The organism is Microvirga splendida, assembly GCF_016427565.1.
In the GTDB taxonomy this organism is placed as follows: domain Bacteria; phylum Pseudomonadota; class Alphaproteobacteria; order Rhizobiales; family Beijerinckiaceae; genus Microvirga; species Microvirga splendida.
Map to the genome: position 1 here is coordinate 1 of NZ_JAELXT010000030.1, position 24,696 is coordinate 24,696.

The window sequence follows — 24,696 nt, forward strand, 5'->3', positions numbered from 1 at the left end:
TCTTCTTGCCCATCTGCAGTCCTCCTTCGGCTCAAAAGCCATACTTCAGGGAGGATCACTTTTCAGGAGGCAGACCACATGGCTTTGACCCCCGACCAATGACCAATCTGCATGCTGGACGAAGGAAAGGCGGCACGCGTGAGAAGTCATCTCGACAGGGCAGCCAGATGCCGGAACATATATTGACGTGCTTCGTCATCCATCTCAGCCTTGAAGCTGTGCATCTCCTTCAGCGCGACAGCGACCTGAGCGGCCGGGCGGGCGCTGATCTCATCGAAGAGGTGTTTGAGGTTCGGGAAGTCCCCCCAGGCGTTCTCACCCAGGATGAACGGCACCATGCGCGCCCATCCCCACAGGGCCATGTCTACGATCGTGTAAGTCTCTCCCACCATGTAACGCCGCCCGGACAAATGCGCATTGATGATGCCGTAATGCCGCTGGGCTTCGTACAGATAACGACTGACGGCATAGTCCTTGGGCTCAGGCGCAAAATGCTTGAAATGCACCGCTTGGCCTGAGAACGGGCCGACGCCCGTTGCAATGAACATCAGCCAAGAGAGAAGCTCACCGCGCGCAACTGGTGTGCTGTCGGGCAGGAACTGTCCGACCTTCTCCGCAAGATAGAGCAGGATTGCATTCGAGTCGAAGACCCTTGCGCCGGTATCCTGGTCGATGATCACAGGCACCTTGCCATTTGGATTGATGGCCAGAAAGTCCGGCTGGTGCTGCTCACCCTTACGTGTATCCACGGGCTTGAGTTCATACGGGAGGCTCATTTCCTCCAGGCACAGAGCAACTTTCATTGGGTTCGGGGCAAGGTTGTAGTAGAACGTGATCAAAGGAGAGCTCCAGCCGAAGGGAATGACGTTGGGTAGTTTCTGACGGACGCCGCTGCGCCTGCCGTGCAATCGAAGCGCGACTCGTCAGGGGCCACCAAGCAAGCCTTAAAGAGGTGAGAGGATGTGGATCACTCGGTCTGCAACCATGTCAGCCGTCCGCTCAGTATAGGCCTGCATGTGTGGGGCAACTGCGTGCGCTTTAAGCGCTTCAGGGCTCGCCCATTTTTCGACCACAACAAAGGTGTCCGGCCCAAGTTCAGTTTGGGCAGGTCCAAATGCTGGAGAATCGACAACCGGAACGTACTCGATACAGCCCTCTTCGGCATGCACGGCCGGCATGTTCGCCCGGAACTCCCGAAGCACGGTGTCGCGCATACCAGGCTTTGCAGTGATATAGGCCAGAACGTGCAGCATGAATGATCTCCTCAAAGCCGATTTTTAGACATAGCTCCGCGACCCCGCAAGCTCGTCACCGTGAATGCAGGACCTATGACGCACGTGATAAGTCCATTTCTCAAGGTATTCTAATTTGTCCTAGGACCCAGGCGCCTCAGCCGCATCTCGAGTCACTGATGGGAGAGCGAACCAATACCGCCGAGGGGAGCCCACTGGGGCCACCGGGATTCGGGCCCCCAGCGCCACTGGGCATGTGGGGTTAAGCCGAGCTTGCTTCCCTGATCCGAAACATTGATGCCAATTGACAACTTATAAGCAGCGCTCTGGCCCGCCCAGTCGTCTCGCTGGTACCGAATTTCTCGTTTACAATGGGGGCAGCGTGACGCGAGAATTTTTCGGAAAGGCCGTGGGCTTTCTGCGAGATCGGGAAGAGCCGTTTGAGCCTCGGCATATGCGTCTGCATAGCCATGCATCGCTTGGACCACCTCGATTTCAAGAGGTCTGCGCTGGGGCCCTTCAGCCCTGTAGGCCAGCAGAACCCTTTTTCGGCAGGTGCGATGCCAGCACTGATCCTCACGAAGAACAAGTGGAATAATCCCATGCCGGCCATTTCCACGCCACTGAAGCTGCCCGTTCAGTGCACCGGCGACGAAGGCAGAGATGCTGAGCGACAGGCGGTCGACTTGCACGTGCGCGCCTGGTTGGCCGTCCTGATCATTCCAGGTTGTGGTTTTGAACGCCGGCAGATGCGGGTCAGGCCTAAGCCAATAATGATGCAAGGCCGCAGGCTCATGAGCGACCAGCCAGAGGGCGCGAATGCCCGAAGCCGCATAGCGCTCTTGCCGCTGGCGGTAGGCTTCCTCTCCCTGGAGCTGAACCTGAGCTTCGATGGCGACGGTCCAGGGTCTTCCAGGCCGGCGGCACAGGACATCGGCCCGCCAGTCCTGACCACCCGGTGTTGTTCCACATTGCTCTGGCAGAGCATCCCAACCCGCGGCTCGAGCTCCAATCAGGCTCTGTGCCTTGATGTAGAGATGAACGTTGCTTTCCTTTGCTCCCTCGGGAGTTTGCCCAGGAGGGTGAGCGAAGAAACGTGTTCCAAGACGCGATGTCTTGGGAATGGCCCGCCCTTTCCCGTGCGGCATCCATGCATCGCGATTGGGCGCTGATCGCAATCGTTCCCATGCATCATCGGTCATCAATGGAGCAATGAGCGGTTCGCCTGAGTGGGTATATGCAAGTAGCGGCATGGTCTGGGTTATCTTGCCTCAAGACGTATGTATGGTGTTGGGCTCCAATACCTCGAAGGTCCCATGACAAAGGAAATCTGGGCTGTCGATCAGCGGGCAGCTAGCCATTCCCGCAGTTTCGTCCAGCGCCTCTTCATCTGCCCACCTCTGACCGCAATTCCTACAGCTTTCTTCTGGCCCACAAGCACGACCAACTGCTTGCCGCGGGTGACGCCTGTATAGAGCAGGTTGCGGGCCAGCATCGTGAAATGCTGTGTCACCACTGGGATGATTACGGCGGGGTACTCCGACCCCTGGGACTTGTGGATGGTGGTGGCGTAGGCCGGCACCAGCGTATCGAGCTCACCAAAAGGGTACGACACTTCGCGGCCATCGAATGAGGCGATCAACGCCCCTTCCTCATCATCGAGCCGGACTACTGTCCCAAGATCACCATTGAACACCTCCCGGTCGTAGTCGTTTTGGGTTTCCATCACCCGGTCGCCGGGTGAGAAGCGCCAGCCGAACCGCTCCACCTTCGCAGGAGGATTGGGGTTAAGCACTTCCTGGAGCTGGATGTTGAGATTGCGGGCTCCAAGCACGCCCCGGTTCATGGGGCAGAGCACCTGTATGTCCTTCATGGGATCGAGCCCGAACCGGCGGGGCATGCGCTCCTTGATCATCTGAATGATCTTCGGCACGCCTTCCTCGGGGTCATTGATTTCCACAAAGTAGAAGTCGCTCTCCTCCCCAGCCTTTGGCGGCTCGGGCATCCGGCCCTTGTTGATGCGATGAGCATTCACCACAATCCGGCTTTCTGCCGCCTGCCGGAATACCTCGGTCAGGTGCGCAACGGGGATACGCTCCGAGCCGATGATATCGGCCAGCACCTGCCCCGAGCCGACCGACGGCAACTGATCCACGTCGCCCACCAGCAGCAGGCCTGTCTGAGCCGGGATGGCCTTGGTGAGGGCGTTCATCAGCGGCACATCCACCATGGAGGTCTCATCCACCACGAGAAGATCGCAATCGAGCGGGTTCTCCTCATTGCGTGAGAAGCCACCGTGCTTGGGATCGATCTCCAGGAGCCGGTGGATGGTCTTGGCTTCCAGCCCGGTCTGCTCTGTCATACGCTTGGCTGCTCGTCCCGTGGGAGCCGCCAACGCAACCCGAACGCCTTTGGCAACGAGCAGACGCAAGATCGAGTCGAGCAGAGTTGTCTTGCCGACACCAGGCCCTCCCGTCACTACGCAGACCTTGGAGGCAAGAACCAGCTTCAAAGCTTCCCGCTGTGAGGCCGCCAGAGTCTTACCTGTACGGTCTTCCACCCACGGAATGGCTTTGCCAAGATCGATCTCCGGCCAGGGTGCTGAACCGGACACTCGCTCAATCAACCGAGCGGCGATTGCCTGCTCGGCCAAATACAGCCCTTTGAGGAATAGGCAGGTCTCCTCCCCGATGGTGTCCGAGACGATCTCGCCTTTGGACAGCTCCTCGACGATGGCTGTGCGGATCAGGGCCTCATCGACTTCGAGTAGCTGCTCGGCTAGCCGGGTGAGAGCATCGACCGGTAATGCGCAATGGCCCTCGTCCGTTGCTGTTTGGAGCGCAAATGAGATGCCGGCCCGGATCCGCTGTGGTGCGGTCTTCTCCATACCGAGCTTGGCCGCGATCGCATCCGCTGTTCTGAAGCCGATCCCACGCACGTCCTTCGCAAGCCGGTATGGGTCCTCCGTCATGACCTGAATGGCCTCATAGCCGTAGGTCTTAAAGATGCGTACGGCTCGTGCCGTGCCGACCCCGTGGGCAAGCAAGAAGATCATGATCTCCCGCACGGCCTTTTGCTCAGCCCAACCCGCTACGATGCGGGAGGCCCTCATCGGCCCTATCCCAGGTACCTCCGTCAGACGTTCAGGGGTAGCCTCAATGATCTCGAAGGTGTCTACCCCGAACGCATCAACAATGCGCTTGGCCATAGCTGGCCCGATGCCGCGCATCTGTCCGGAGGCAAGATACTTCTCGATCCCCTCGGCGCCAGTCGGCGGGGTAGTCTTGAGCACCTCAGCCTTGAACTGCAAACCGTGGGTGCGATCGCTGATCCAGACGCCACTTGCAGTTATCCACTCCCCGGCAGAAACCGCAGGCGTATGGCCTACGACTGTCACAAGGTCACGCTTGCCACGTGTGTGGATCTTCAGGACCGCAAAGCCACTCTCAGCATTGTGGAAGGTCACACGCTCGACTGAACCCGCGAGAGTTTCGAGGACTGGCCTTTGATCGACTTGTGGTGGGCGAGTCATCTCGTTCATAGCGCCTGCCAAGGAAAGGTCCCTGGATTCTCCGACTGTATCGCTGGATGGCACCACTGACGAGGAGCTCTCCTGGTGCGGCCTCAAATGTTCTTGGTTTGTTTCAAGGCTTTTTTGCGGCAATTCGGGTGGGCACACCCTTGAGCAGAGCCAAACGTGGCTTCGATTGCGGTGGTAGCTAAGCAAACGCCAGACCTGAGCATTTACTGGGTTCTGCCCACTTTCCACATCCGAGATGGGCAGTTAACGATGGGCTGACGAGGCGGTACTCAGGGCTGGCTGCTGTTTGGCAGGTCGAGATGGGCAAGGGACCTGGTACTGGCAAGCAACCTTCAGCCGTCTCCGGCTCCGAACTCCTGCGCCGGATTGGGCAAGATATCCGCTCAATTTACCCGGACGTGATCAGACCGCCTCTTCCACAGCGTATTCAAGCAACTCTGGCGCTCATCGAAGAGGACCAGAGGCTTGATGAACAGTTGCCCCGTCCACTGCCGCATTGAGGAACGGTGGCGCTGTCCGCAAGGCCACTTGGCCCGTGGTCCCGCCCGACTCCAAGGCTCGATGAGCTTCAGCCATTTCCGCCAGTGCCAAGAATCGTAGTGTGAGTGCTTGCACGGTCCCTGCCTCTAACCAAGCCGTAAGGTTGCTTACAGTGATGTGCAGCAGGTCAGTACGCGCGAACAAAAATGTCAGGTTGAACGCTCAAACCTCTGCGCGGCCGCTGCGGCCATCTACTATGGTCGCCGGTTTAAGGCACCGATGATTGGTCCCATAGGCATGAGCGTATCCATCCTCCCCAATGACGGAACATAAAGGCTGGAGATGCTTCCATCTAAGAACAGAGCATTTGTACACCCTAGCTCGTCCCGGAACAAACGAGCGAAGGTGCTGAACGTAACCGGATCTTCCGAAATCGCAAACACGACCGTGTCTTGGCCCTTCACTCCAACGCCGTTGCGGATCTTGCGGGAGGTGCTTTGTTCCGAAAACTGAGGGTGAATTTGGCCGTTGATGACGAGCATTGGGCCCGACTGCGTCGCAAAATCCGGCCTGATCTTCCGCTTCAGATAGGTTCCTGTCTCAAGCACGCCTGCCTGACGGTCTTTGACATAAAAGATGCCGTTAGGTTTGAGGTGAAAGTTCCCGGGCCCGTTCCTTGTGTTAGCCGCCTTCAGTTCCTTTCCGTTCTCAACGTAAAGTCCCACAGGCGAACGATCCTCATGATACATGCCCGCATTCATTGCGAAAGCAAGGCGCGAACCCTCCGGTGTCCCTCTCAACCGATCAAACGAGCCAAGTACCTCCCCGTCCGGCCCGCGCCAGAACATCCTCACTTCGTATTTCCGGAGACTGACTGTGCAAACCACGAAGGTGCCATCATCATATTGGTGTGGCCGACACGGATTAGTATTGGGCTGAGCCGCTGCACGTCCGGGAAGCAGTGCAAGAGACATAAGGACTGTAAACAGGATGATGGCCGTCCGTGAGAAAGACCGGCTCCACATGAAGATGACGGATTTCATGTGTAGCTTAGGCCCCATCCGTGTCCGAGGTATCTCTCCCGCAGGTGGATGCGGAAGACCTCCGCAGCCAGTGGCTCGCCGGTCGCGCTGACGAGAAGCTCATCGGTGGTCATCAGGCTTCCCTTGGCATGAACATTGGCTCGCAGCCATGTCCGAAGCGGAGCAAAATCACCCTTCGACAGTCCCGGAAGGATATCCGCATCAGCGTGGCAGGCGGCCCGGAAGAGCTGGGCCGCAGCCATGGCACCGAGTGTATAGGTTGGGAAGTAACCCCACGCACCGCCAGGCCAGTGGATATCCTGCAAGCATCCCAGGCTGTCATTAGGAACTGTAAGACCTAGAAGCTTTGCGACCTCGTCATTGAACGCTGAGGGCAAGTCATGGATCTGAAGATCGCCGGCAATCAGCGCCTTCTCGAGTTTGTAGCGAACGAGGATGTGGGCCGGATAGGTGATCTCATCGGCATCGACGCGGATGAAGCCCGGCTCCACCTTGGTTAGGATCCGGTGGAGGTTCTCTGGGCTCCAGGCCGGCCCCTCACCTTGGAAGGCTTTTTGTACAAGGGGGGCGAGATAGGTGACGAACTCCCGGCTCCGGCAGGCCTGCGTCTCGATGAGCAGCGATTGGCTTTCGTGCATGCTCATGCCGCGCGCGAGCCCGACTGGCTGACGACGCCACTCCTTGGGGCGGCCCTGCTCATAAAGTGCGTGACCAGTTTCATGAAGCACGCCCATGAGTGCGCTCATGAAGTTGCCCTCGCTGTAGCGGGTGGTGATCCGGACGTCGCCTGTGGATCCGCCGCAGAACGGATGCAGACTTGCATCCAGCCGTCCCCGTTTGAAATCAAACCCCACCGCCTGCATCAGCTGCTTGCCGATGCGTCGTTGATCATCGACAGAGAAGGGGCCCTCGAGCGGCTGGACGGCAGGACGACCCTTCTGGCGCTCCTGGGCCTCCTGGATCAGGTCTGGTAGTTCGGCGCTGAGCTCGGAGAAGAGAGGGTCAATGGTGGCCTGGCGCAGACCAGGGTCGTAGCGGTCGAGGAGCGCATCGTAGGGGGATAGCCCGAATGCCTCCCCTTTGGCTTGGCCGATCTGCCGCTGGAATGAGAGGACCTGCGACAGGTGCGGGAGGAGCAGGGCGAAATTGCTGGTCTGCCGGGCTTCGCGCCAAACCAGTTCCGCTCGGGAAACGGCTCTGGAGTTGGCCTCGACGAGGTCGGCGGGAACCGCGGCAGCATGGAGATAGATGCGGCGCATCTCACGCACGTTGGCGCGCGGCCACTCGTCCAGATGGCCGCTGTCCTGATCCGCCTGATCGAGGAGGTCGCCTGTGTCAGGTGCGGTGAGGAGTTCATGGGCCATGCCCTTGAGCGTTGCAAGCTGGTCGGAGCGACTGTCGGCGGCGCCCTCCGGCATCAGGGTTTCGGCATCCCATTGCAGAATGCCGATTGCGTCCTCAATCGAGCTGATGCGCGCGAAACGTTCCTCCAGCGAGCGGTAGACCTGCATTTTGGTGTGAACTCCATCTTTGGCGCTGATCCTCCCGGCTTTGCGGTAGCTAAGTGACCCCGCAGTTAGCCGGAGAAGCACCGGGGCTGTTACCGAGTTGCAAGAAATGTTGTTCTGGAATGCCCTTAGCCCGGGTGCTTGTGGATCGGATCGACCCAATATACCTCCTCCGGCCGCTCGACCGGATCCACGTCGGTAATGTTCACGACGACGGCCTCGTTATCGCTGCGCACGAGAACGCATTCGAGAGGTTCGTCTGGACTGGCGTTGATCTCCTGATGGGGCACGAAGGGCGGCACATAGATGAAGTCTCCAGGGTTGGCCTCTGCGACGAACTCCAACCGCTCACCCCAGCGCATGCGAGCTTTGCCTCGTACGACATAGATCACGCTCTCCAACTCACCGTGGTGGTGCACTCCGGTCTTGGCATTGGGCTGAATCGACACCGTGCCGGCCCAGATCTTCTGTGCTCCCACTCGCGCATGATTGATCGCAGCCTGCCGAAACATACCCGGTGTCTGAGCGGTGTTCGGGTCCAGGCGGTCACCCTTGATCACTTGAACTCCGTGGTGCTTCCAGTGGTCGTGCTGATGATAGGAGTTATTTTGGTCCTCGTCCTTCATGGCGGCCTCCGAGACGATCGTTTCCATCCTTGTTCTGGACCAGACCCCACCGCAGCAGCAATGGGGTGGCTCGACGAGTGAACCCTGGACCCCCATTTAAATGGGATGGCCGCTCCAGTGTTCCCCTCCAGCCGCTCGTTGCGTGAGCGGGTTGGCGCGTTGCGTCATCTGCCATCTCTGTTCCGTCTGGTTTGGCAGGCCAGCCCTGCTCTTACGGTGGGAAGTCTCAGTCTGCGACTGGCCCGTTCAGTCCTGCCTGTTATGATACTTTATGTCGGAAAGCTCATCATCGATGAAGTGGTGGGCCAGACACAGCTTGCCTCACCAGGAGGAGGCCTTAGCAATTGGATCGAGAGCGGACGACTTGATTTTGTTGGTGGGCTACTGGTTTTGGAACTGGCGCTCGCAGTCCTTGCTGATCTCTTGGGGCGAGCCAGCTCCCTTGTCGACAGCCTCCTGTCCGAGCGCTACAGCAACTTCGCCAGTGTGCGTCTGATGGAGCACGCGGCGACGCTGGACCTCGAGCAGTTCGAGAGCAGTGATCAGCAGGACCGATTGGAGCGTGCTCGCCGTCAGGTTACGGGACGAACCACTCTCCTGACTCAGATACTCGGGCAGGCACAGGATGTGCTCACTGTCCTTTCTCTTGCTGCCGGCCTGCTTGCCTATGCACCGTGGCTTATAGTCCTGATTGTCCTTGCGCTCCTGCCGGCCTTTGTCGGTGAGGTGCATTTCAATGCGCAGGGCTATCGCCTCAACTACTTCCGCACCCCGGAACGACGTCAGCTCGATTATATCCGTTACCTGGGTTCGAGTGTCGAGACGGCAAAGGAGATTAAGCTCTTTGATCTCAACTCCTTTTTGGTCCATCGCTTTAGAAGCTTTGCTGATCACATGTACGCGGACAATCGGCGCCTCGCGATCCGCCGGGCCGCATGGGGTACGTTCTTTGCCGCACTCGCGTCCTGCGCCTATTATCTGGCCTACGCTCTGATCGTGTGGAGAACAGTTCGGGGCGAGTTCAGCATCGGTGACTTAACGTTTCTATCCGGCTCCTTTCTGCGGCTACGGGGGCTGCTTGAGGGTTTGCTTCTGGGGTTTTCGCAGATCGCCGGGCAGGCGCTGTACCTGGAGGATTTGTTCTCATTCTTCGATGTCCGTCCAAGCATCACGTCACCGCCCGTTCCTCGATCATTCCCGCACCCGCTGGAGTCGGGGATCGTTTTTGAGAATGTGGGCCTCCGCTATCCAGATTCAGATCGCTGGGCGGTCCGTCACCTGAACTTGACCCTGACAGCCGGCGAGGTTGTAGCGTTGGTTGGGGAGAACGGAGCCGGCAAGACTACGCTCGTAAAGCTCCTTGCCCGGCTCTATGATCCGACAGAGGGACGGATCCTTCTCGATGGAAATGACCTGCGTGAGTATGATCTGGCCGATCTGCGACGCCACATTGGTGTGATCTTCCAGGACTTCGTACGGTTTCACTTCACAGCCGGCGAGAACATCGGAGCAGGCCGCATCGAGGCCACCGATGATCGCAGCCGGATTCAACAGGCGGCCGAGCGCAGTCTGGCCGATCGCATCATTCAACGCTTGCCTCGGGGCTATGACCAGCCGCTTGGCAAGCGATTCCGTGATGGGACGGATCTCTCCGGCGGCGAATGGCAGAAGATCGCCATCGCCCGCGCCTACATGAGGGATGCCGAGGTGCTCATTCTAGACGAGCCAACTGCAGCTCTCGACGCACGCTCGGAATACGAGGTCTTCCAGCGGTTCCGTGACCTGAGTTTGGGAAAGACCGCCATTCTAATCTCGCACCGGTTCTCAACGGTGCGCATGGCCGATCGGATCCTAGTTCTCGAGAACGGGCAGGTTGTGGAGGCGGGCTCACACGAACAGCTTGTTGCATCCGGGGGGCGCTACGCCGAGTTGTTTGAGCTGCAGGCCTCCGGCTATCGGTGAGGGCACCCTGAAACCAGGGCATATGCCTTGTCGCGACAATAGGAGCAGATTGTCTACAGGCTCGCGGTCTCGGCTATCCACCCGCGGAGCCTGTCCTGTCGATAGACCCAACCTCATTTGGGTCAGGGACCCCTTCCCAGAAACTGTTGAACATGCGGCTTGGGTCATCCTGAAGCAGAGCTCGATGAATTAGCGCTTTCTCCCATCTGCCGCGATGCGCTAAGCTGGATGTCACATCTCTACCCAACAGGAGCCCGCATGAAGAAGGCGCGCAAGCTCTATGAAAGCTCAAGTGGTGACCGCTGGTACCTGATCCGAGACCCTTCAGGGGCGTTGTTCATCCGTCACGAAGCCAATGTGGCTTCCGGAGGACAGGTGGAGCATAAGGATATCGCAGCATTTCTGGGGCAGGGCGCAGGTCCTGAACAGCAGGAACTGCTGCGTCTGATCGGAACCCTTGTCGAGGAACACGACGCCCACGGGTGACCCAATTTAGGAAAGCGGCGGCCCTACAAGCTCAATGCCGAACTGCCGGCAGGCACGGGCAAGTGCCTCAGCCTGCTCGGGCGTGAGTGGACCAGACAGATCGGGCAGCCCCTGCCGGTCAGCAGGACGGCCAAGGGCGCGGATGAAGTTCTCGAATTCACCTCGGGTGATCGTGAGCATGCGAGCCTCAGCCGACTCGACTCGGTAGGTGTGAGGAATGCCCTTGGGAGTCAGTAGTGTCTCCCCAGCGCTAGCCTGGCGCTCTTGATCCCCGACCCGGTAGCGCACCTCACCTTCAAGCACGTGGAAGATCTCGTCCTCGTTATGGTGGACGTGCAGTGGCGGGGAGTCCCCTTGCGAGGCATGGTGCTCAAGAACTGAGATGCCGTCCGAACTGTCTTGCGACGAAATGCGGATAGTGACGCGGGCGTTGAGAAACCAGAGGTTTCGATGATCCATGGCAGCGCGGTTCATGCCTGTGCTCTCCCTGCAGCACCTTGAAAAGCCGAGCGTACCGGCGCTTTGACGAAGAACAAGGGAGATTCTGGCGATTAGGCTGCACGCTGCTTTCGGTACGAGTTCTTGACGGCAACCTTGCCATCCCGGAACGTGAACACATCGCAGCCCTGGACCTCCACAAGGGCACCGTCAATCCCAGTAGCCGTGAACACCCATTCGGAGACGCCCCTATCTCCTGCGATGAAGTGTCTGGGTTCGTTCCACCGAGCATCCGGGAAGGTGGAGAAGACCTCTTCAATTCCTCGGCGGACTTCGGCCTGACCTGTATAGATGGTCCCCTTCACGTCAGGACCACGGCTGGCCTCGAACACACAGTCCTCCGTCATCATTGACAGGATTACATCCGTGTCATGCCGGTTCCAAGCGGCCGCAAACTCGTCGAGGAGGGATAGGGAAACAGCGTCTGCCATCAGATCTCCTCTCCTGGCTGGTGAGGCGCACCGGATCAGTAGACGATGCTGCGGTCGCACTCCATGACCAGGCGCACCAGCATCGGAGGGCCAGCCTTCTCGTGGGGAACTCCGTGGAGATCCGCATCGCTGATGCCCCGCGCGGCGCAGGACCCAGCCGAGAGATAGAGCCGGCCACCTCCGGCGATCACCTTATCGAAATGCTCCCGAAGGGCACCCGTACCAAGCCCTACGAGGGTGGTGCGCGTTGGTTCGCGCATGAGTTGGACTGCATCGCCTGCCAGGAACACGTGAACCTGATGCTCCGCCTCGACCGCCGCTGCCGCGACGAAGAAGGCGAGGGCACTCTTGGTGGGGTTTTCAGGTCCGCAGGTGACATGGACGAGAAGGCTGGACATAAATGCCTCCGGTGAACGTAGAGAACAGGACTATGACCGTCATTAGGCTGTGCGCCAACCGGGGGGTCCTACTATTTGGGAGGAGGAAAGCAGGAGTCGCGAACCTGCCCTAGCCGCTCTGAACCTTTCTAAGAAAGCACCTGCTCAACCCAAGCTGGGACGGCCTCGCTGGCGGGTCCATACCGCCGGTCATCGAACTGTCTGGCATTGTCAGAGGGCTCCAGATTGATCTCACAGGTGCGGATGCCGTGCCCCCGTGCCTCCGACACGAACCCTGCTGCCGGATAGACGGAGCCTGAGGTGCCGATAGCAACGAACAGGTCTGCCTCAAGGAGGGCATCATAGATCCCGTCTATTTCCAGCGGCATCTCGCCGAACCAAACTACGTGAGGTCTCAATCCTCCCGAACGGCGGCAAGACGGGCAGGGGGCTTCGACGCTCAAATCCTCTTGCCATGGCATCGTCTCGCCGCAGGCTGTGCAACGGGCCTTGAGCAGTTCGCCGTGCATATGGAAGACCCGCTGCGATCCAGCCCGCTCGTGGAGATCGTCGATGTTCTGCGTACACAGAAACAGGCTGCCGCCGCGCTCTGCCAGACCGGATTCCAGGCGGGCCAGCGCCCGGTGAGCGGCATTGGGCTCTGCTGACAGGAGGTTCTGCCGGCGCATGTTATAGAAGGCATGCACCTCGTCCGGATTGTGAGCGAATGCCTCTGGTGTCGCGAGCTTCATCGGATCAAAGCGCGACCAGAGCCCATCTTTGTCCCGGAAAGTTCCCAAGCCACTCTCGGCGGAGATGCCAGCGCCAGTTAGGATAAAAATCTTAATAACCTCTCTAATCGGTGTCAACATGATTGAGGTCGATCATTGGACGCCTCAAGTTAGACACGGCGCCCAGCATCGGTCGTATGTGATGCTCGTAGCTTATATTCAGAAGACCGCGGTGTTAGCCTCCGCGAATGTCCGGGAAGTAGCAGGCTGGTTCACTTTCCACTATTTTCTGTTGACTTTCTTCTGCAGGGTTGAGACCCCAAGTCTCCGAATAGGCGCGTTTGACCTCGGTTTAGATCTTGAGCGCGCCCCACCGCCAAAGTGGCGCGTCATGTACTGCGAAGTTTGGCGTTAAGATCGTGACTATATGCCGCAATCGGGGCTTTTCAACTATTGGAGTTGTGTCGCCTTTCCGACAGATAAGTGATACGCACTCGGTTTTACTTTTTCTTTATTGAGCGAAAGCGCGCAGGGGGCAGGAATGGTTGTAAAAACGCTAACGCTTGTCCGCGACTGCTCAATGCAGGCAGGCTATCCGACCAGCAATGTTGTTCGAGCGATCCCGACGGCTCTGATTTCTGATAGTCCTCTCCTTCGCTCGGAACTCCAACACATCTTACAACGTTTGTCGGTCACGCCACCTTCCTGATTGAGACGCCGCAAGGGGTGCGGATTGCCACCGACTACAGCGACGGCACACGTCCATCCGTCACCCCTGACATGGCCACCATGAACAAGGCGTACTCGACTCACTTCAGCTATCGTCCGGATCCAGGGATCACACTTGTCCTTAGGGGCTGGAACCCGGCCGGAGGGCCAGCCTACCACGACCTGACCGCGCAGGATGTGCGCATCCGGAACGTCTCGACCAAGATTCGCAGCTATGGGGGAGCGACGGAGTACAACGGCAGTTCCATCTTCGTGTTTGAGACCGCCCAGTTGTGCATCGCCCATCTCGATCACCTGCACCACACCCTCTCGCCCGAGCATCTCAGGAAGCTCGGGCGCGTCGATGCTCTGCTGGTGCCGGTGGATGGCGGCTACACGCTGGAGACCTTTGACATGATGGAGGTGCTGCGGGCGATCAATGCCCCGCTGATGATCCCGATGCACTTCTTCGGGACATCAATCCTCAACCGCTTTCTCGCCTCTGGCCGGGAGCACTTCCCTGTGGAGTTCAGCGACAGCGCGCCCGTCACCCTCTCGCGCGCCGCACTGCCGAGGAGCCCGAAGATCTTAGTCCTGCCGGGGCACTGAGTGGTGGTCGAGCACGTTGACTTGGGCTCTTTGACTTTTAATCAGAGGGTCCTGGGTTCGAGTCCCAGCGCGCTCACCACTTCAAACCCTTAACCGGCAAGGGTTTCATGGCTTTCATGCTCCTGCAGTTCCCCGCCCTTATTTCCTCTGGGTAACGCTACGGGTAACAGCAGACAAAATTCGATCAGTCTGCGCTAGCCACACCTCGCTTTGCGCCGGACAGCAAAATGTCTGCAACTGCGTGATAAGCTGACATTCATACGGCCACGCTCTAAGGCCGTTCCTGACCCATAGTGGAACTTGGATACGGGTTCGGGCGGCCTGCCTCGAAACAATAGCTTACCCCGCAAGCAGCATCCTTTCCGAGCGTTAAATCAGTGACTTGGTCGGCTCCTCAGGGGAGATGGGGGTTCCTGGTTGGGAAGACCCTCAACGAACCTATTGAAGAAGGCGAGGCTGATCGCTCTGACTCGCAGAATCTCCCACAATGAACAGCCTAAGGGCGTAAAGAATGACTTGATCGTCTCGTCTGCTTTTGGCCTATGATGTCGCTACCCTTGGACGCCGCATCTGTTCATGCTTCGAACCTTTTTCATATGTCTTGCTGCATTGCTCGCTCACACAGTCCTCATCGGGTCTGCGGTCGCGGCTGAAAAGGTGCGCGTTCTCACGTCTTTCCCACCGCAGTTTCTCGAGCCATTCCAGAGAGCCTTCACAAAGCGCCATCCCGCGATTCTCATTGAGTTCGTGCAGCGCAAGACGACGACGGCGCTGGCAGACATCGTTGGCGACAGGCACAAAGCGGACATATTCTGGGCGTCGGCGCCGGATGCCTTCGAGATTCTGAAGAGGGCAGGCCGGCTGACGGGGCTGAAGCCGCGCCCTACCGGCGCTCCGGACCTTATCGCCGGCTATCCGGTAAACGATCCGGACCTGATGTATCTCGGCTTCGCCTTGTCGGGCTACGGGTTCGTGTACAATCCCGACTATCTCAAGGAGCGGGAACTGCCCGTGCCAAAGGGCTGGAGCGATCTCGCGGCGCCCATCTATGCCGGGCACATCGGCATCAGCTCCCCCTCTCGGTCGGGCACGATGCACCTCATGGTCGAGGCCATTCTCCAAGTCTACGGGTGGGACCGCGGGTGGGGCATCTGGTCTGAGATTGGCGGCAATCTCGCGACCGTCACGGCGCGAAGCTTTGGCGTTTCGGCGGGTGTTGCCCGAGGGCGTTTCGGGGTCGGGCCCTCAATCGACTTTCTAGCAAAGCCCGAAGGCATGCCCGAGGGGGCGACCACGCGCTTTGCCCTCCCCGAAGAGACGCTGTTCGTACCCGCCAGCATCGCAATCCTGACCGATGCGGCCAATCGAGAGGGCGCCGAACGCTTCATCGATTTCGTATTGTCGCCAGACGGGCAGGCTCTTCTGCTGGACCCTGCGGTCGCGCGGCTGCCGATCTCTCCCTCCGTCTATCCGACCGACGGGTCGAAGGGTGGCAACCCCTTCCAACATGACAGTTTGTTTGCCAGGGGGCTGTTCGATGCGGGGCTCTCGGCCGCCCGCTACGAGCTGGTCAACATCATCTTCGATGAGATGATCACTTTTCGCAGATCGGACCTGGGGCGCATGTGGCGATCCGTGCGCGCGATGGAAGCGGCCCTGTCGGAGCGCTCCGATACAGATCTGGCAAAGCTGGTGAGCGATGCGCGCGGCGCCCTGAAACGGCCGCCCCTGAATGGCACGGAGGCCATGGAGCTGGAGCGCTGGAAGGACCTCGTTCGGGTACGGCGTGGGCTTCCCACACCCGAGCCCCAGGCCCGGCTCGAAGCCCACATCAAAGCCCGGATCGATGAGAACATGCGACGGGCGGCGCAAGCGTTGACTGATGCAGCCGCAAGATTGGGCGCGGCCGAATGGGACGCTCAGGGCCCAGAGGCCTCAAGGCCATGATGATCCGGCGGATGCGCCTCGGGATCGGTGGACGCCTCATCATCGCCTTCCTCGGAGTAGGCGGGCTCGCGGTCGGCGCATGCATCGTGGGCTGGCTGTCCTATGCCCGCCTTAGCGAAGAGCTGAATTCCGTGGCGACAGCTCACCTTCCGGCTCTCGCGTTCTCCGCCCGCCTGGCGGAAGCAGGCGCGAACGTGATCGCCAGCACGCCCGATCTTGCGGTCGCGGAGCGCCGCGAAGCCTATGACAGAATTCGCAAGACGCTCGTCGAACGTGTGTCCGTGCTCCGCTCCGTCCTCAACGAGCGGAACGACGAGCATTCACTCTCGCCTGATCTTCTCGTCGTGACAAATGGCATTGAGGCTAACCTCAATGCCATCGACCGGGTGGCCGACCGGCGCTTTCCCCTGCATGAACGCGCGCGTGCGATCAGTGAGGAATTGCGATGGCTGCAGGCCGATCTGATTGAAGAGATCGAGCCGCTCATCGACGACGCTCGCTTCAACATGGAATCGGCTATCGGCAGGGTCGCACCTGGCGAGGCGGCCGAGGCCGGACGAAAGACTCTGTTGGAGGAGAGCCGCAAGAGCGAGTCCCTCTTGACCATCAATGCCTACGCCAACCTAATCGTGGGGCTGCTGGGCCGGCTTGGAACCGTGCCAACGGTCGAGGACCTTCGGGAGACGAGCAACTTCCTCGGCGAGATGACGGATCAGTTTGACCTGGAAACCAAGGCGCTCGCCAGCTGGACGGATACGATCACCATCGGCCAGATCGCGAGACGCCTCCTGGCCGTCTCCGATCCGGCATCCGGGCTCGCTGCCGTGAAGCGGGCGGAACTCGAAGCCATCGCTGATGGGCAGACGCTCCTTGCCGAGAACAGACGCCTTGTCACCCAACTCGGTATGCTTGTGTCTCAGGAGGTCAATCGTACGGAAGCGATAGCTCGAAGGGCGGCGGAGCGTTCCGCCGATGCCATCGCGATCGGGCGCAATCTCCTTCTGGCGATCGCCGTCACGTCATTGGCCATCACGATCGCGATCGGCTGGTTCTATGTCCGAAGGAACCTCGTTGTGCGTCTCCAGGGGCTGACTTTGGCGGCGACGACCATTGCGAGTGGCCCCACGATGCCGGTCCTGCCGCCTCCAACCGATGACGAACTCGGCGATCTTGCCAAGGCGCTTGCCGTCTTCAGGCAAACCCGGGACGACTTGGTCCAGGCCGCCAAGCTCGCTGCGCTCGGCCAGATGTCTGCAGGCATCAGCCATGAGCTCAATCAACCTCTCGCGGCAATCCGCTCGCACGCATACAACGGCGCCGTGCTGCTCCAGCGCGGGCGCCTGGAGGAAGCAGGGGCCAGCTTCGATCGGATCCAGGGACTGACGACCCGGATGGCGGAGCTGATCAAGCATCTCAAGCGCTTCGCGCGCCGCCCAGCCGCGGCTCTCGAAGCGGTCGATCTGCGCGCCGCCGTCGAGGGCGGCCTAAGCCTGTTCGAGCAGCGTATCGATGAGGAGAAGGTCGCGGTGCGGATGAACTTTCCGGATGCTTCCCTCAAGGTATTGGCCGAGGAGGTCAGGCTGGAGCAGGTGATCGTCAATCTGATTTCGAATGCGCTCGACGTGGTCGAAGGCCAGACGGACCGTCGCATCGACATTGCCGCCAAAGCCAGGGAAGGTCGTGTCCGCCTGGCGGTCACCGACAGCGGGCAGGGCATCGCAGAGCAGTACCGCAGCACCATCTTCGACCCGTTCTTCACCACCAAGCCTGCTGGTCTGGGGCTCGGCCTCGGACTGTCCATGTCGTACAACATCGTGAAGGATTTCGGAGGAGACTTGATCTTGGCGACGACAGGACCTACGGGAACGACCTTCGTGATCGATTTGGCGGCGAGCGAGGCATGAGTGCGGAGCTGAAGGTCGTTCTGGTGGACGACGACCAGGAAGTGCTCGACGCCTATCGGCAGACGCTGGAGCTCGATGACTTCAACGTCACTGCGGTTGGCTCTGCCAAAGCAGGCATCGACATCCTGTCGCCGGATCTCCCGGCCGTTGTCGTGAGCGATGTTCGGATGCCTGGGCTCGACGGCTTCGGCCTTCTCGACGCCGTCCGCGCAATCGACCCCGAGATCCCGGTGGTCCTCGTGACCGGCCACGGCGATGTGCCGATGGCCATTAAGGCGGTTCGAGCCGGCGCCTGGGATTTCATCGAGAAACCGGCTGATCCCGTGCGGCTCGTCGAGACGGTCAGGCGCGCATTTGCACACCGCAGCCTTATCCTCGAAAACCGCGCTCTCCGGGCAGGAACCGCGGATCAGGATTCCATCGTCAGCCGGCTCGTCGGGCACTCTACCGCCATCGAACGGCTACGGCGCATCCTTGGGACGCTCGCGGAGGCCGAGGCCGACGTGCTTCTTCTTGGCGAGACGGGCACAGGCAAGGAGGTCGCCGCCCGCGCTCTCCATGATTTTGGAATCCGGCGGAAGGGGCGGTTCGTAGCGGTCAATTGCGGCGCGATGCCGGAAACCATGATCGAGAGCGAACTCTTCGGTCACGAGCCTGGTGCCTTCACCGGAGCCCGCGAGCGGCGGATCGGCAAGATCGAGCATGCGAGCGGCGGCACTCTCTTTCTCGACGAGATCGAGTCCATGCCATTGACGGCGCAAATCCGGCTGCTGCGGGTGCTCCAGGAACGAACGATCGAGCGCCTTGGGTCGAATAAGGAGATCCCGGTCGACATCCGCGTTATAGCCGCCACCAAGGCGGATCTTACCGAACTGGCAGGCAAGGGCGCATTCCGCGAGGACTTGGTCTATCGATTGAACGTCGTCACGGTTCGCCTTCCACCGCTCCGCGAGCGGCGGGATGATGTGCCCGTGCTTTTCAGTCATTTCCTCCATCTCGCGGCTGCCCGGCAGGCGAGGGCGGCGCCATCGCTCGAATCGTCCTTCCTCAAGCGGCTCCAGCAACAGCAATGGCCTGGAAACGTGCGCGAGCTGCGGAACGCTGCCGAGCGATACCTCCTCGGTCTCGATGACGATGAGCAGCCCCAGGCGGGCCTGAGCCCTCCTGGTGCGCTGAGCCTCGAACAGCAGATGGAGATCGCCGAACGCCGCGTCATTGAGGAAACTCTCGTGCGCTTTGCCGGCCGCATCGGCACAACTGCAGAGGCACTCGGGATCACCCGCAAGACCCTTTATCTTAAAATGAAGAGGTACGATCTCGGTCAGACGGGTGAGATCGAAGCCTGATGTTACCCATCTGACCCATGGGGCTGGAGGGAGGTTACCATCCTTTCCCAAATCGGCTGCCCGTTCGGGAGTTGCGCCTGGAAATCCTTATTTAGAACAATGGTGATGTGATTTGGCCAAGTTTGGCACGATTGTTGCATAAGGCTGTACGGACGCCCTCGCGCGGACCCAAGTCAAGAGCCAAAAAGTTGGAGGAAACTGATGCTTCGCCATTCCGTCGCCACGGCGGCATTGATCGGCACTGCCCTGTTTACAGGGGCTGCCTTCGCCCAGTCCGGCAAGGTCACCGTCGTGACCTCGTTTTCCAAGGATGTGACCGATCCGTTCAAGCAGGCTTTCGAGAAGGCACACCCGGGTGTGACCCTGGACGTCCAGAATCGCAACACGAACGCGGGTGTGAAGTTCCTCGAGGAAACGAAAGCCAACAACCAGGTCGATATCTTCTGGGCATCTGCCCCGGACGCCTTCGAAGTTCTGAAGAGCAAGAGCCTGCTTCAGAAGCATAAGCCGAAGGCCGAGGGCATTCCGGACAAGATCGGCTCCTATCCGATCAACGACCCCGAGAATTTGTATTCCGGCTTCGCGGCATCCGGCTACGGCATCATGTGGAACGACCGCTACGCCAAAGCGAACAAGCTGCCTGAACCCAAGGATTGGCAGGATCTCGCCAAGCCCGTCTACTTCGATCACGTCGCCATGGCAGCGCCATCGCGCTCAGGTACGACGCACCTCACCATTGAGACGATTCTGCAGGGCGAGGGCTGGGAGCAGGGGTGGCGCACGCTCAAGGAAGTGTCCGGAAACTTCCGCCAGATCACGGAGCGTTCATTCGGCGTGCCGGAGGCGGTCAATTCGGGGCAGGTCGGCTTCGGCATCGTGATCGACTTCTTCGCCTTCTCGGCTCAGGCTTCTGGCTTCCCGGTGAAGTTCGTCTATCCGACTGTGACAACAATCGTTCCGGCGAATGTCGCTGTGGTTGCCAATGCTCCCAACAAGGCTGGGGCCGAGGCCTTCGTCGACTACCTCGTCTCTCCCGCCGGGCAGGAAGTTCTCCTCGAGCCAAGCATCCGCCGCCTGCCCGTGAACCCGGCAGTCTACGCCAAGGCTCCGGCGGATTATCCAAATCCCTTCAAGGACCCGTCCCTGGGGGCGCGGGTGAAGTTCGACGTGAACGTGTCGGAGAAGCGCACGAACGTCGTCGACGTCCTCTACGACCAAACCGTGACGTTCCAACTCGACGCGCTCAAGGCGGCCACCAAGGCCATCCACGACGCTGAGGCCGCAATCGCCAAGAAGGACAATGCGGACGCCAAGGCTCTGGTGAAGGAGGCTCGCGATCTTGTTGCCGTCATGCCAGTCACCGAGCAGCAGGCCTCATCGTCCGAGATCACCGGCGCCTTCACGGGCGGCAAGGAGAAGGGTGCCCGTCAGGCCGAGCTTGAGCAGCAATGGGCCGCGTTTGCCAAGGAGCGTTACCAGCAGGCACAGGCCAAGGCCGAGCAGGCCCTGAAGCTCGCACGCTAATCTTTCCAGCGGGCGGCTGGCGTAAGCGAGCCGCCCGCATAAGCCCTTTTCGGATTTTAGGAGAGCGTCCATGGCTGGCGCCACGACCGCCGGGCGAGCGCATGCGCCGTCCGTATCTTCCAGGTTCATGCGATTGTCGGCGACTCCGGGGCAGATCGCCCTCGCACTGGGGATTACCGTCTTCCTCGTTCTGTTCCTCATCGTGCCTGTCGGAACGGTGATCTATGTCGCCTTTACGGAGAAGGGAACGGGCGAGTTCACCCTTGTGAACTTTCTCGACTTCGCCCGAACGGATCTGTTCATCCGCTCATTCTGGAATTCGGTCTATGTGTCCGCGATGTCTGTGGTCGTCGCGTCGATCTTCGCTCTTCCACTCGCCTACATCACCACGCGGTTCGAATTCCGCGGCGCAATGCTGATCCAGACGCTGGGCTTTCTGCCGTTGATCATGCCGCCGTTCGTCGGCGCTGTCGCCATGCTGCTCCTGTTCGGCCGGAACGGAACGGTGAACCTGCTTCTCGATGAGTGGTTCGGTGTCAAGATTCCCTTCATGGAGGGGCTCAACGGGGTCATCTTCGTTCAGGCCGTGCATTACTTCCCGTTTATCCTCATCAATCTCTCGACGGCTCTGCGCAATATCGATCGGTCGATGGAAGAGGCAGCACAGAATCTCGGTAGCTCCGGGTTTCGGCTGTTCCACCGCATTGTATTCCCGCTTGCCATGCCGGGCTACATCGCCGGCGCTTCGCTCGTCTTCGTCAAGGTCTTCGACGATCTCGCGACACCGCTGCTCCTGAACGTCAAGGACATGCTGGCGCCGCAGGCCTACCTGCGTGTCACCTCCATCGGCATCGCTGATCCTATGGGATACGTGATCTCCGTCGTGCTGATCTGCATGTCGATCCTGGCCATGTGGATTTCCGCCCGCGCCATGCGCGGCAAGGACTATGCGACTGTTCAGCGGGGCGGCGGCGGCCTGGCGAAGCGGACGATGCGCCCTTGGGAGAGTGCGCTCGCCTATGCGACCGTTCTGCTTATCCTGCTGCTGGTGCTGGCACCTCATATCGGGCTTCTGCTGCTCTCCTTTGCGACCATATGGTCCTTCAGCCCTCTGCCGGACGCCTTCACCCTGGCGCATTACGGCCGCGTGTTCGGCGAGAGCTTCGTGTACATCAAGAACACGCTCCTCTATGCCTCCATTGCGGGCTTGATCGATGTGGTTCTCGGCATCGCTATCGCCTATCTGGTGTTGCGGACGAAACTCATCGGCCGCGAATGGCTCGACTGGGCCGCGACCGCCGCTCTGGCAATACCGGGTGTCGTGCTGGGCATCGGCTATCTGCGAACCTTCTATGGGGTGCAGCTTCCCGACGGCACGCCGCTCGCCACCCTGTGGATCACGATTGTGCTGGCGCTGGCGATCAGGCGTCTGCCTTATGCCCTGCGCGCCTGCTACGCCGCCCTGCAGCAGATTTCGGTCTCGCTTGAGGAGGCGGCGGAGAATCTCGGCGCCACAAAGATGCGCACGGTCCGGCGCGTGGTTCTGCCGCTCATGGCAGGCGGCATCCTGGCGGGCTTCGTCACGAGCTTTGCGACCGCCGCTGTAGAGCTCTCGGCGACACTGATGCTCGTCCAGTCGAATGCGGACGCGCCTCTCGCCTATGGGCTCTATGTCTTCATGCAGTCGGCAGCCGGGCGCGGTCCCGGTGCGGCGCTGGGCGTCATCGCCGTGCTGCTCGTCGCTCTGTGCACCTTCGCGTCCCACATGATCATCGAGAAAAGCCAGAAGGCAAAAGGGGCCAGCCGCTGATCGCGTCTGACCCGAGGAAACGACACCTATGAACCAGCCTTTTCCTATTTCAAAGCTTGGCACCAACGCCGTCGATGTCGACATCCGAAACGTCGATCTATCCTATGGCACCAACCATGTCCTCAAGGGCATCGACCTGCATATCCGGCCCGGCGAGTTCTTCGCCTTCCTCGGTCCGTCCGGATGCGGAAAGACCACTCTGCTGCGCCTGATCGCAGGGTTCAACCAAGCTGATGGCGGTGAGGTTCTGGTCGGCGGCCGGGATGTGTCGCGTCTGCCGCCCTGGAAACGCGATGTGGGTATGGTGTTCCAATCCTATGCCCTGTGGCCGCACATGACGGTGAGGCGCAACGTTGCGTTTGGCCTTGAGGAGCGAAAGGTCCCAAGGTCTGAGATCGACAGACGCGTCGCGGCCGCCCTGGAACTCGTCGGGCTCGCGCACCTCGCCGACCGGCGCCCGTCGCAGCTCTCAGGTGGCCAGCAGCAGCGTGTCGCGGTAGCCCGCACAATTGCCATCGAGCCAAAGGTTCTGCTTCTCGATGAGCCCTTGTCGAATCTGGACGCCAAGATGCGCGTTCAGGTGCGGAGGGAACTGCGCGATCTGCAGCAGCGGCTGGGTCTCACGACGATCTTCGTCACCCATGACCAGGAGGAGGCCAACACGATCTGCGACAGGATCGCCGTCATGAACGACGGAGTCGTGCAGCAGGTCGGCACGCCCATGGAGCTCTACGAAAAACCTGCCAATCTGTTCGTGGCGAACTTCCTCGGCACGGCGAACATCCTGCCGGGGCGCGTGGTGCATGAGGGAGGCGAGCGGTTCTTCGACATCGATGGCGGGGTTCGCCTGCCGATCCCGGCTCAGGTTGTCGTGCCGGAGGGAGCCAAGCTCGTCTTCCGACCGCAGCACGCGTCCCTGGCTGGACACGGTGCGGGAGATGTTCTGCTGCCGGGCATCATCGTGCACAGTGAGTTCCTTGGTTCCACGCTGCGCTATGTCGTGAGGATCGGTGCCGCGGAGGTCTCCATCGACACGCCTTTCCATTCGGGAGAGACGCTCCACCAGCCAGGCACCTCCGTGGAGATCAGCCTGTCCCTACGCTCAGCCCTCTGGCTCGCTGCCTGAGGCGCCCCATCGCACGGCATCGCCCTCGAGCGGAAGAAATGCTCTTCCTTCCGCCGTTGGCACTCCGTTCCCCAAGAGTTAGTACTGACCGCATGCCTTCCCTTAAAGCCATCATCTTCGACCTGGACGGAACCCTCGTCGACAGCGCACGCGACCTCCGGGACGCAGTGAACGTCCTTCTGTCGGAGGAGGAACTCCGACAGATCGATCTCGACGAAGTCAAGTCGATGATCGGCGACGGCGCTCCCAAGCTCGTGGAGCGTGCTGTCTCGGCGACGGGAGGGGATCTGTCGCGCCTTCCTACGCTCGTGGTCCGCTTCCTGCAGATCTACGAGGCCAATGCGTCTCGCCATACCGAGGCCTATCCAGGCGTCGTGGAGACGCTGTCCGGTCTGCGGGAGCTTAGGATTCCGCTGGCGGTCGTCACCAACAAGCCCTACGCGGCTACCATCGAGATCCTGGAGGCGCTGGGCCTGCGGGCCTATTTCGATGTCGTTGTCGGGGGCGACACGCTTCCCGAGCGCAAACCGCATCCGGCTCCGATCCATGCAGCGCTGAAGCGTCTAGGCGTGGCTCCTGAAGCAGCCCTCATGATCGGCGACAACTACCATGATGTGCAGGCCGCCCGGGCAGCCGGCGTGCGCGCCTTCGCGGTGACCTATGGCTACAGCCACAGGCCTCACGCGGAACTGGGCGCGGAGCGCCTGATCGACACCATGTCCGAGCTGCTGCCCATCGTGGTGAACGACGCTGCCACGTGAAACTCCGAAGAAGGCACGATTGAGCGGCAGAATTTTCATCTTGGAA

At 60.2% G+C, this 24,696-nt stretch carries 21 protein-coding genes, 1 tRNA gene and 1 pseudogene; 11 read left to right on the plus strand and 12 right to left on the minus strand.

The annotated features are described in order from the left end of the window. Window positions 1-146: 146 nt before the first annotated feature. From JAO75_RS20110 to JAO75_RS20145, 8 genes are all read right to left on the minus strand, one after another. The gene (locus tag JAO75_RS20110; RefSeq protein ID WP_199050932.1) at window positions 147-839 is read right to left on the minus strand and encodes a glutathione S-transferase family protein; all 693 of its coding nucleotides are present in this window, start codon (window positions 837-839) and stop codon (window positions 147-149) included. Window positions 840-944: 105 nt separating this feature from the next. Beyond that, complete coding sequence (locus JAO75_RS20115; protein ID WP_199050933.1) at window positions 945-1,253, minus strand: putative quinol monooxygenase; 309 nt, start codon at window positions 1,251-1,253, stop codon at window positions 945-947. Window positions 1,254-1,405: 152 nt separating this feature from the next. Further along, complete coding sequence (locus JAO75_RS20120; RefSeq protein ID WP_210340342.1) at window positions 1,406-2,485, minus strand: competence protein CoiA family protein; 1,080 nt, start codon at window positions 2,483-2,485, stop codon at window positions 1,406-1,408. Between the two features lie 89 nt (window positions 2,486-2,574). Further along, window positions 2,575-4,773 (minus strand): SF1B family DNA helicase RecD2, encoded by a 2,199-nt coding sequence (gene recD2 / locus JAO75_RS20125; protein ID WP_199050935.1) that lies wholly within the window; start codon window positions 4,771-4,773, stop codon window positions 2,575-2,577. A gap of 444 nt (window positions 4,774-5,217) precedes the next feature. Further along, window positions 5,218-5,457 (minus strand): zinc-binding dehydrogenase, encoded by a 240-nt coding sequence (locus JAO75_RS25510; protein ID WP_199050936.1) that lies wholly within the window; start codon window positions 5,455-5,457, stop codon window positions 5,218-5,220. Between the two features lie 50 nt (window positions 5,458-5,507). Then, complete coding sequence (locus tag JAO75_RS20135) at window positions 5,508-6,296, minus strand: phosphodiester glycosidase family protein (RefSeq protein WP_199050937.1); 789 nt, start codon at window positions 6,294-6,296, stop codon at window positions 5,508-5,510. Continuing rightward, window positions 6,293-7,807, minus strand: coding sequence for a carboxypeptidase M32 (locus tag JAO75_RS20140; protein ID WP_199050938.1), 1,515 nt, complete (start codon window positions 7,805-7,807; stop codon window positions 6,293-6,295). Before JAO75_RS20140 ends, JAO75_RS20135 begins: the two co-directional genes overlap by 4 nt. A gap of 125 nt (window positions 7,808-7,932) precedes the next feature. Beyond that, the gene (locus JAO75_RS20145; RefSeq protein WP_199050939.1) at window positions 7,933-8,430 is read right to left on the minus strand and encodes a cupin domain-containing protein; all 498 of its coding nucleotides are present in this window, start codon (window positions 8,428-8,430) and stop codon (window positions 7,933-7,935) included. 105 nt (window positions 8,431-8,535) lie between these two features. Here JAO75_RS20145 and JAO75_RS20150 point away from each other — a divergent pair, with 105 nt between their 5' ends. Further along, on the plus strand, window positions 8,536-10,392 hold the full coding sequence (locus JAO75_RS20150; protein WP_199050940.1) for an ABC transporter ATP-binding protein: 1,857 nt from the start codon (window positions 8,536-8,538) through the stop codon (window positions 10,390-10,392). A gap of 258 nt (window positions 10,393-10,650) precedes the next feature. Next, window positions 10,651-10,878 carry a hypothetical protein gene (locus JAO75_RS20155; protein ID WP_199050941.1) on the plus strand — a complete coding sequence of 76 codons (228 nt, stop codon included), beginning with the start codon at window positions 10,651-10,653 and terminating at the stop codon, window positions 10,876-10,878. Window positions 10,879-10,884: 6 nt separating this feature from the next. Here the strand turns inward: JAO75_RS20155 and JAO75_RS20160 are convergent, their stop codons facing one another. The 4 genes from JAO75_RS20160 to JAO75_RS20175 all read right to left on the minus strand — a co-directional run bounded on the left by JAO75_RS20160 (window position 10,885) and on the right by JAO75_RS20175 (window position 13,056). Then, window positions 10,885-11,352 carry a cupin domain-containing protein gene (locus tag JAO75_RS20160; RefSeq protein WP_199050942.1) on the minus strand — a complete coding sequence of 156 codons (468 nt, stop codon included), beginning with the start codon at window positions 11,350-11,352 and terminating at the stop codon, window positions 10,885-10,887. A 77-nt stretch (window positions 11,353-11,429) separates the two neighbouring features. Continuing rightward, entirely contained in the window at window positions 11,430-11,807 is a 378-nt protein-coding gene (locus JAO75_RS20165; protein WP_199050943.1) for a nuclear transport factor 2 family protein, read from the minus strand. Between the two features lie 35 nt (window positions 11,808-11,842). Then, window positions 11,843-12,205, minus strand: a complete 363-nt coding sequence (locus JAO75_RS20170; RefSeq protein WP_199050944.1) for a DsrE family protein — start codon at window positions 12,203-12,205, stop codon at window positions 11,843-11,845. Between the two features lie 128 nt (window positions 12,206-12,333). Further along, the gene (locus JAO75_RS20175) at window positions 12,334-13,056 is read right to left on the minus strand and encodes an NAD-dependent deacylase (protein ID WP_199050945.1); all 723 of its coding nucleotides are present in this window, start codon (window positions 13,054-13,056) and stop codon (window positions 12,334-12,336) included. A 552-nt stretch (window positions 13,057-13,608) separates the two neighbouring features. On the opposite strand from JAO75_RS20175, the pseudogene JAO75_RS20180 reads away from it, so the two are divergent. From JAO75_RS20180 to gph, 9 genes and pseudogenes are all read left to right on the plus strand, one after another. After that, window positions 13,609-14,232, plus strand: a pseudogene (locus JAO75_RS20180) (MBL fold metallo-hydrolase); the annotation flags it as partial. Between the two features lie 9 nt (window positions 14,233-14,241). After that, a tRNA-Ser gene (locus JAO75_RS20185) sits at window positions 14,242-14,311 on the plus strand. A gap of 497 nt (window positions 14,312-14,808) precedes the next feature. Further along, window positions 14,809-16,179 carry an ABC transporter substrate-binding protein gene (locus tag JAO75_RS20190; protein WP_199050946.1) on the plus strand — a complete coding sequence of 457 codons (1,371 nt, stop codon included), beginning with the start codon at window positions 14,809-14,811 and terminating at the stop codon, window positions 16,177-16,179. Beyond that, on the plus strand, window positions 16,143-18,083 hold the full coding sequence (locus JAO75_RS20195) for an ATP-binding protein (protein WP_246742620.1): 1,941 nt from the start codon (window positions 16,143-16,145) through the stop codon (window positions 18,081-18,083). The genes JAO75_RS20190 and JAO75_RS20195 overlap by 37 nt, the downstream gene beginning before the upstream one ends. Next, the gene (locus JAO75_RS20200) at window positions 18,080-19,429 is read left to right on the plus strand and encodes a sigma-54-dependent transcriptional regulator (RefSeq protein WP_199050947.1); all 1,350 of its coding nucleotides are present in this window, start codon (window positions 18,080-18,082) and stop codon (window positions 19,427-19,429) included. Before JAO75_RS20195 ends, JAO75_RS20200 begins: the two co-directional genes overlap by 4 nt. Window positions 19,430-19,630: 201 nt before the next feature. Further along, a complete protein-coding gene (locus tag JAO75_RS20205; RefSeq protein WP_199050948.1) occupies window positions 19,631-20,953 on the plus strand; it encodes an ABC transporter substrate-binding protein in 1,323 nt (440 codons plus the stop codon). Window positions 20,954-21,080: 127 nt separating this feature from the next. After that, the gene (locus JAO75_RS20210) at window positions 21,081-22,763 is read left to right on the plus strand and encodes an ABC transporter permease (protein WP_246742626.1); all 1,683 of its coding nucleotides are present in this window, start codon (window positions 21,081-21,083) and stop codon (window positions 22,761-22,763) included. A gap of 28 nt (window positions 22,764-22,791) precedes the next feature. Then, a complete protein-coding gene (locus tag JAO75_RS20215; RefSeq protein WP_199050950.1) occupies window positions 22,792-23,889 on the plus strand; it encodes an ABC transporter ATP-binding protein in 1,098 nt (365 codons plus the stop codon). 92 nt (window positions 23,890-23,981) lie between these two features. After that, window positions 23,982-24,650: a phosphoglycolate phosphatase gene (gene gph / locus JAO75_RS20220; RefSeq protein ID WP_199050951.1), complete on the plus strand. Its 669-nt coding sequence runs from the start codon at window positions 23,982-23,984 to the stop codon at window positions 24,648-24,650. The last annotated feature ends 46 nt before the right edge of the window (window positions 24,651-24,696 follow it).

What these genes read in the sequence shown, in the direction of transcription:
- JAO75_RS20140 (WP_199050938.1), bottom strand. Translation starts at nt 7,807, where the DNA reads ATGCAGGTCTACCGCTCGCTGGAGGAACGTTTCGCGCGCATCAGCTCG.
- JAO75_RS20190 (WP_199050946.1), top strand. Translation starts at nt 14,809, where the DNA reads ATGCTTCGAACCTTTTTCATATGTCTTGCTGCATTGCTCGCTCACACA.
- JAO75_RS20115 (WP_199050933.1), bottom strand. Translation starts at nt 1,253, where the DNA reads ATGCTGCACGTTCTGGCCTATATCACTGCAAAGCCTGGTATGCGCGAC.
- JAO75_RS20145 (WP_199050939.1), bottom strand. Translation starts at nt 8,430, where the DNA reads ATGAAGGACGAGGACCAAAATAACTCCTATCATCAGCACGACCACTGG.
- JAO75_RS20135 (WP_199050937.1), bottom strand. Translation starts at nt 6,296, where the DNA reads ATGAAATCCGTCATCTTCATGTGGAGCCGGTCTTTCTCACGGACGGCC.
- JAO75_RS20205 (WP_199050948.1), top strand. Translation starts at nt 19,631, where the DNA reads ATGCTTCGCCATTCCGTCGCCACGGCGGCATTGATCGGCACTGCCCTG.
- JAO75_RS20175 (WP_199050945.1), bottom strand. Translation starts at nt 13,056, where the DNA reads ATGTTGACACCGATTAGAGAGGTTATTAAGATTTTTATCCTAACTGGC.
- JAO75_RS20170 (WP_199050944.1), bottom strand. Translation starts at nt 12,205, where the DNA reads ATGTCCAGCCTTCTCGTCCATGTCACCTGCGGACCTGAAAACCCCACC.
- JAO75_RS20155 (WP_199050941.1), top strand. Translation starts at nt 10,651, where the DNA reads ATGAAGAAGGCGCGCAAGCTCTATGAAAGCTCAAGTGGTGACCGCTGG.
- JAO75_RS20215 (WP_199050950.1), top strand. Translation starts at nt 22,792, where the DNA reads ATGAACCAGCCTTTTCCTATTTCAAAGCTTGGCACCAACGCCGTCGAT.
- JAO75_RS20120 (WP_210340342.1), bottom strand. Translation starts at nt 2,485, where the DNA reads ATGCCGCTACTTGCATATACCCACTCAGGCGAACCGCTCATTGCTCCA.
- JAO75_RS20150 (WP_199050940.1), top strand. Translation starts at nt 8,536, where the DNA reads ATGGCCGCTCCAGTGTTCCCCTCCAGCCGCTCGTTGCGTGAGCGGGTT.
- JAO75_RS20165 (WP_199050943.1), bottom strand. Translation starts at nt 11,807, where the DNA reads ATGGCAGACGCTGTTTCCCTATCCCTCCTCGACGAGTTTGCGGCCGCT.
- JAO75_RS20195 (WP_246742620.1), top strand. Translation starts at nt 16,143, where the DNA reads ATGGGACGCTCAGGGCCCAGAGGCCTCAAGGCCATGATGATCCGGCGG.
- JAO75_RS20210 (WP_246742626.1), top strand. Translation starts at nt 21,081, where the DNA reads ATGCGATTGTCGGCGACTCCGGGGCAGATCGCCCTCGCACTGGGGATT.
- gph (WP_199050951.1), top strand. Translation starts at nt 23,982, where the DNA reads ATGCCTTCCCTTAAAGCCATCATCTTCGACCTGGACGGAACCCTCGTC.
- recD2 (WP_199050935.1), bottom strand. Translation starts at nt 4,773, where the DNA reads ATGAACGAGATGACTCGCCCACCACAAGTCGATCAAAGGCCAGTCCTC.
- JAO75_RS20200 (WP_199050947.1), top strand. Translation starts at nt 18,080, where the DNA reads ATGAGTGCGGAGCTGAAGGTCGTTCTGGTGGACGACGACCAGGAAGTG.
- JAO75_RS20160 (WP_199050942.1), bottom strand. Translation starts at nt 11,352, where the DNA reads ATGAACCGCGCTGCCATGGATCATCGAAACCTCTGGTTTCTCAACGCC.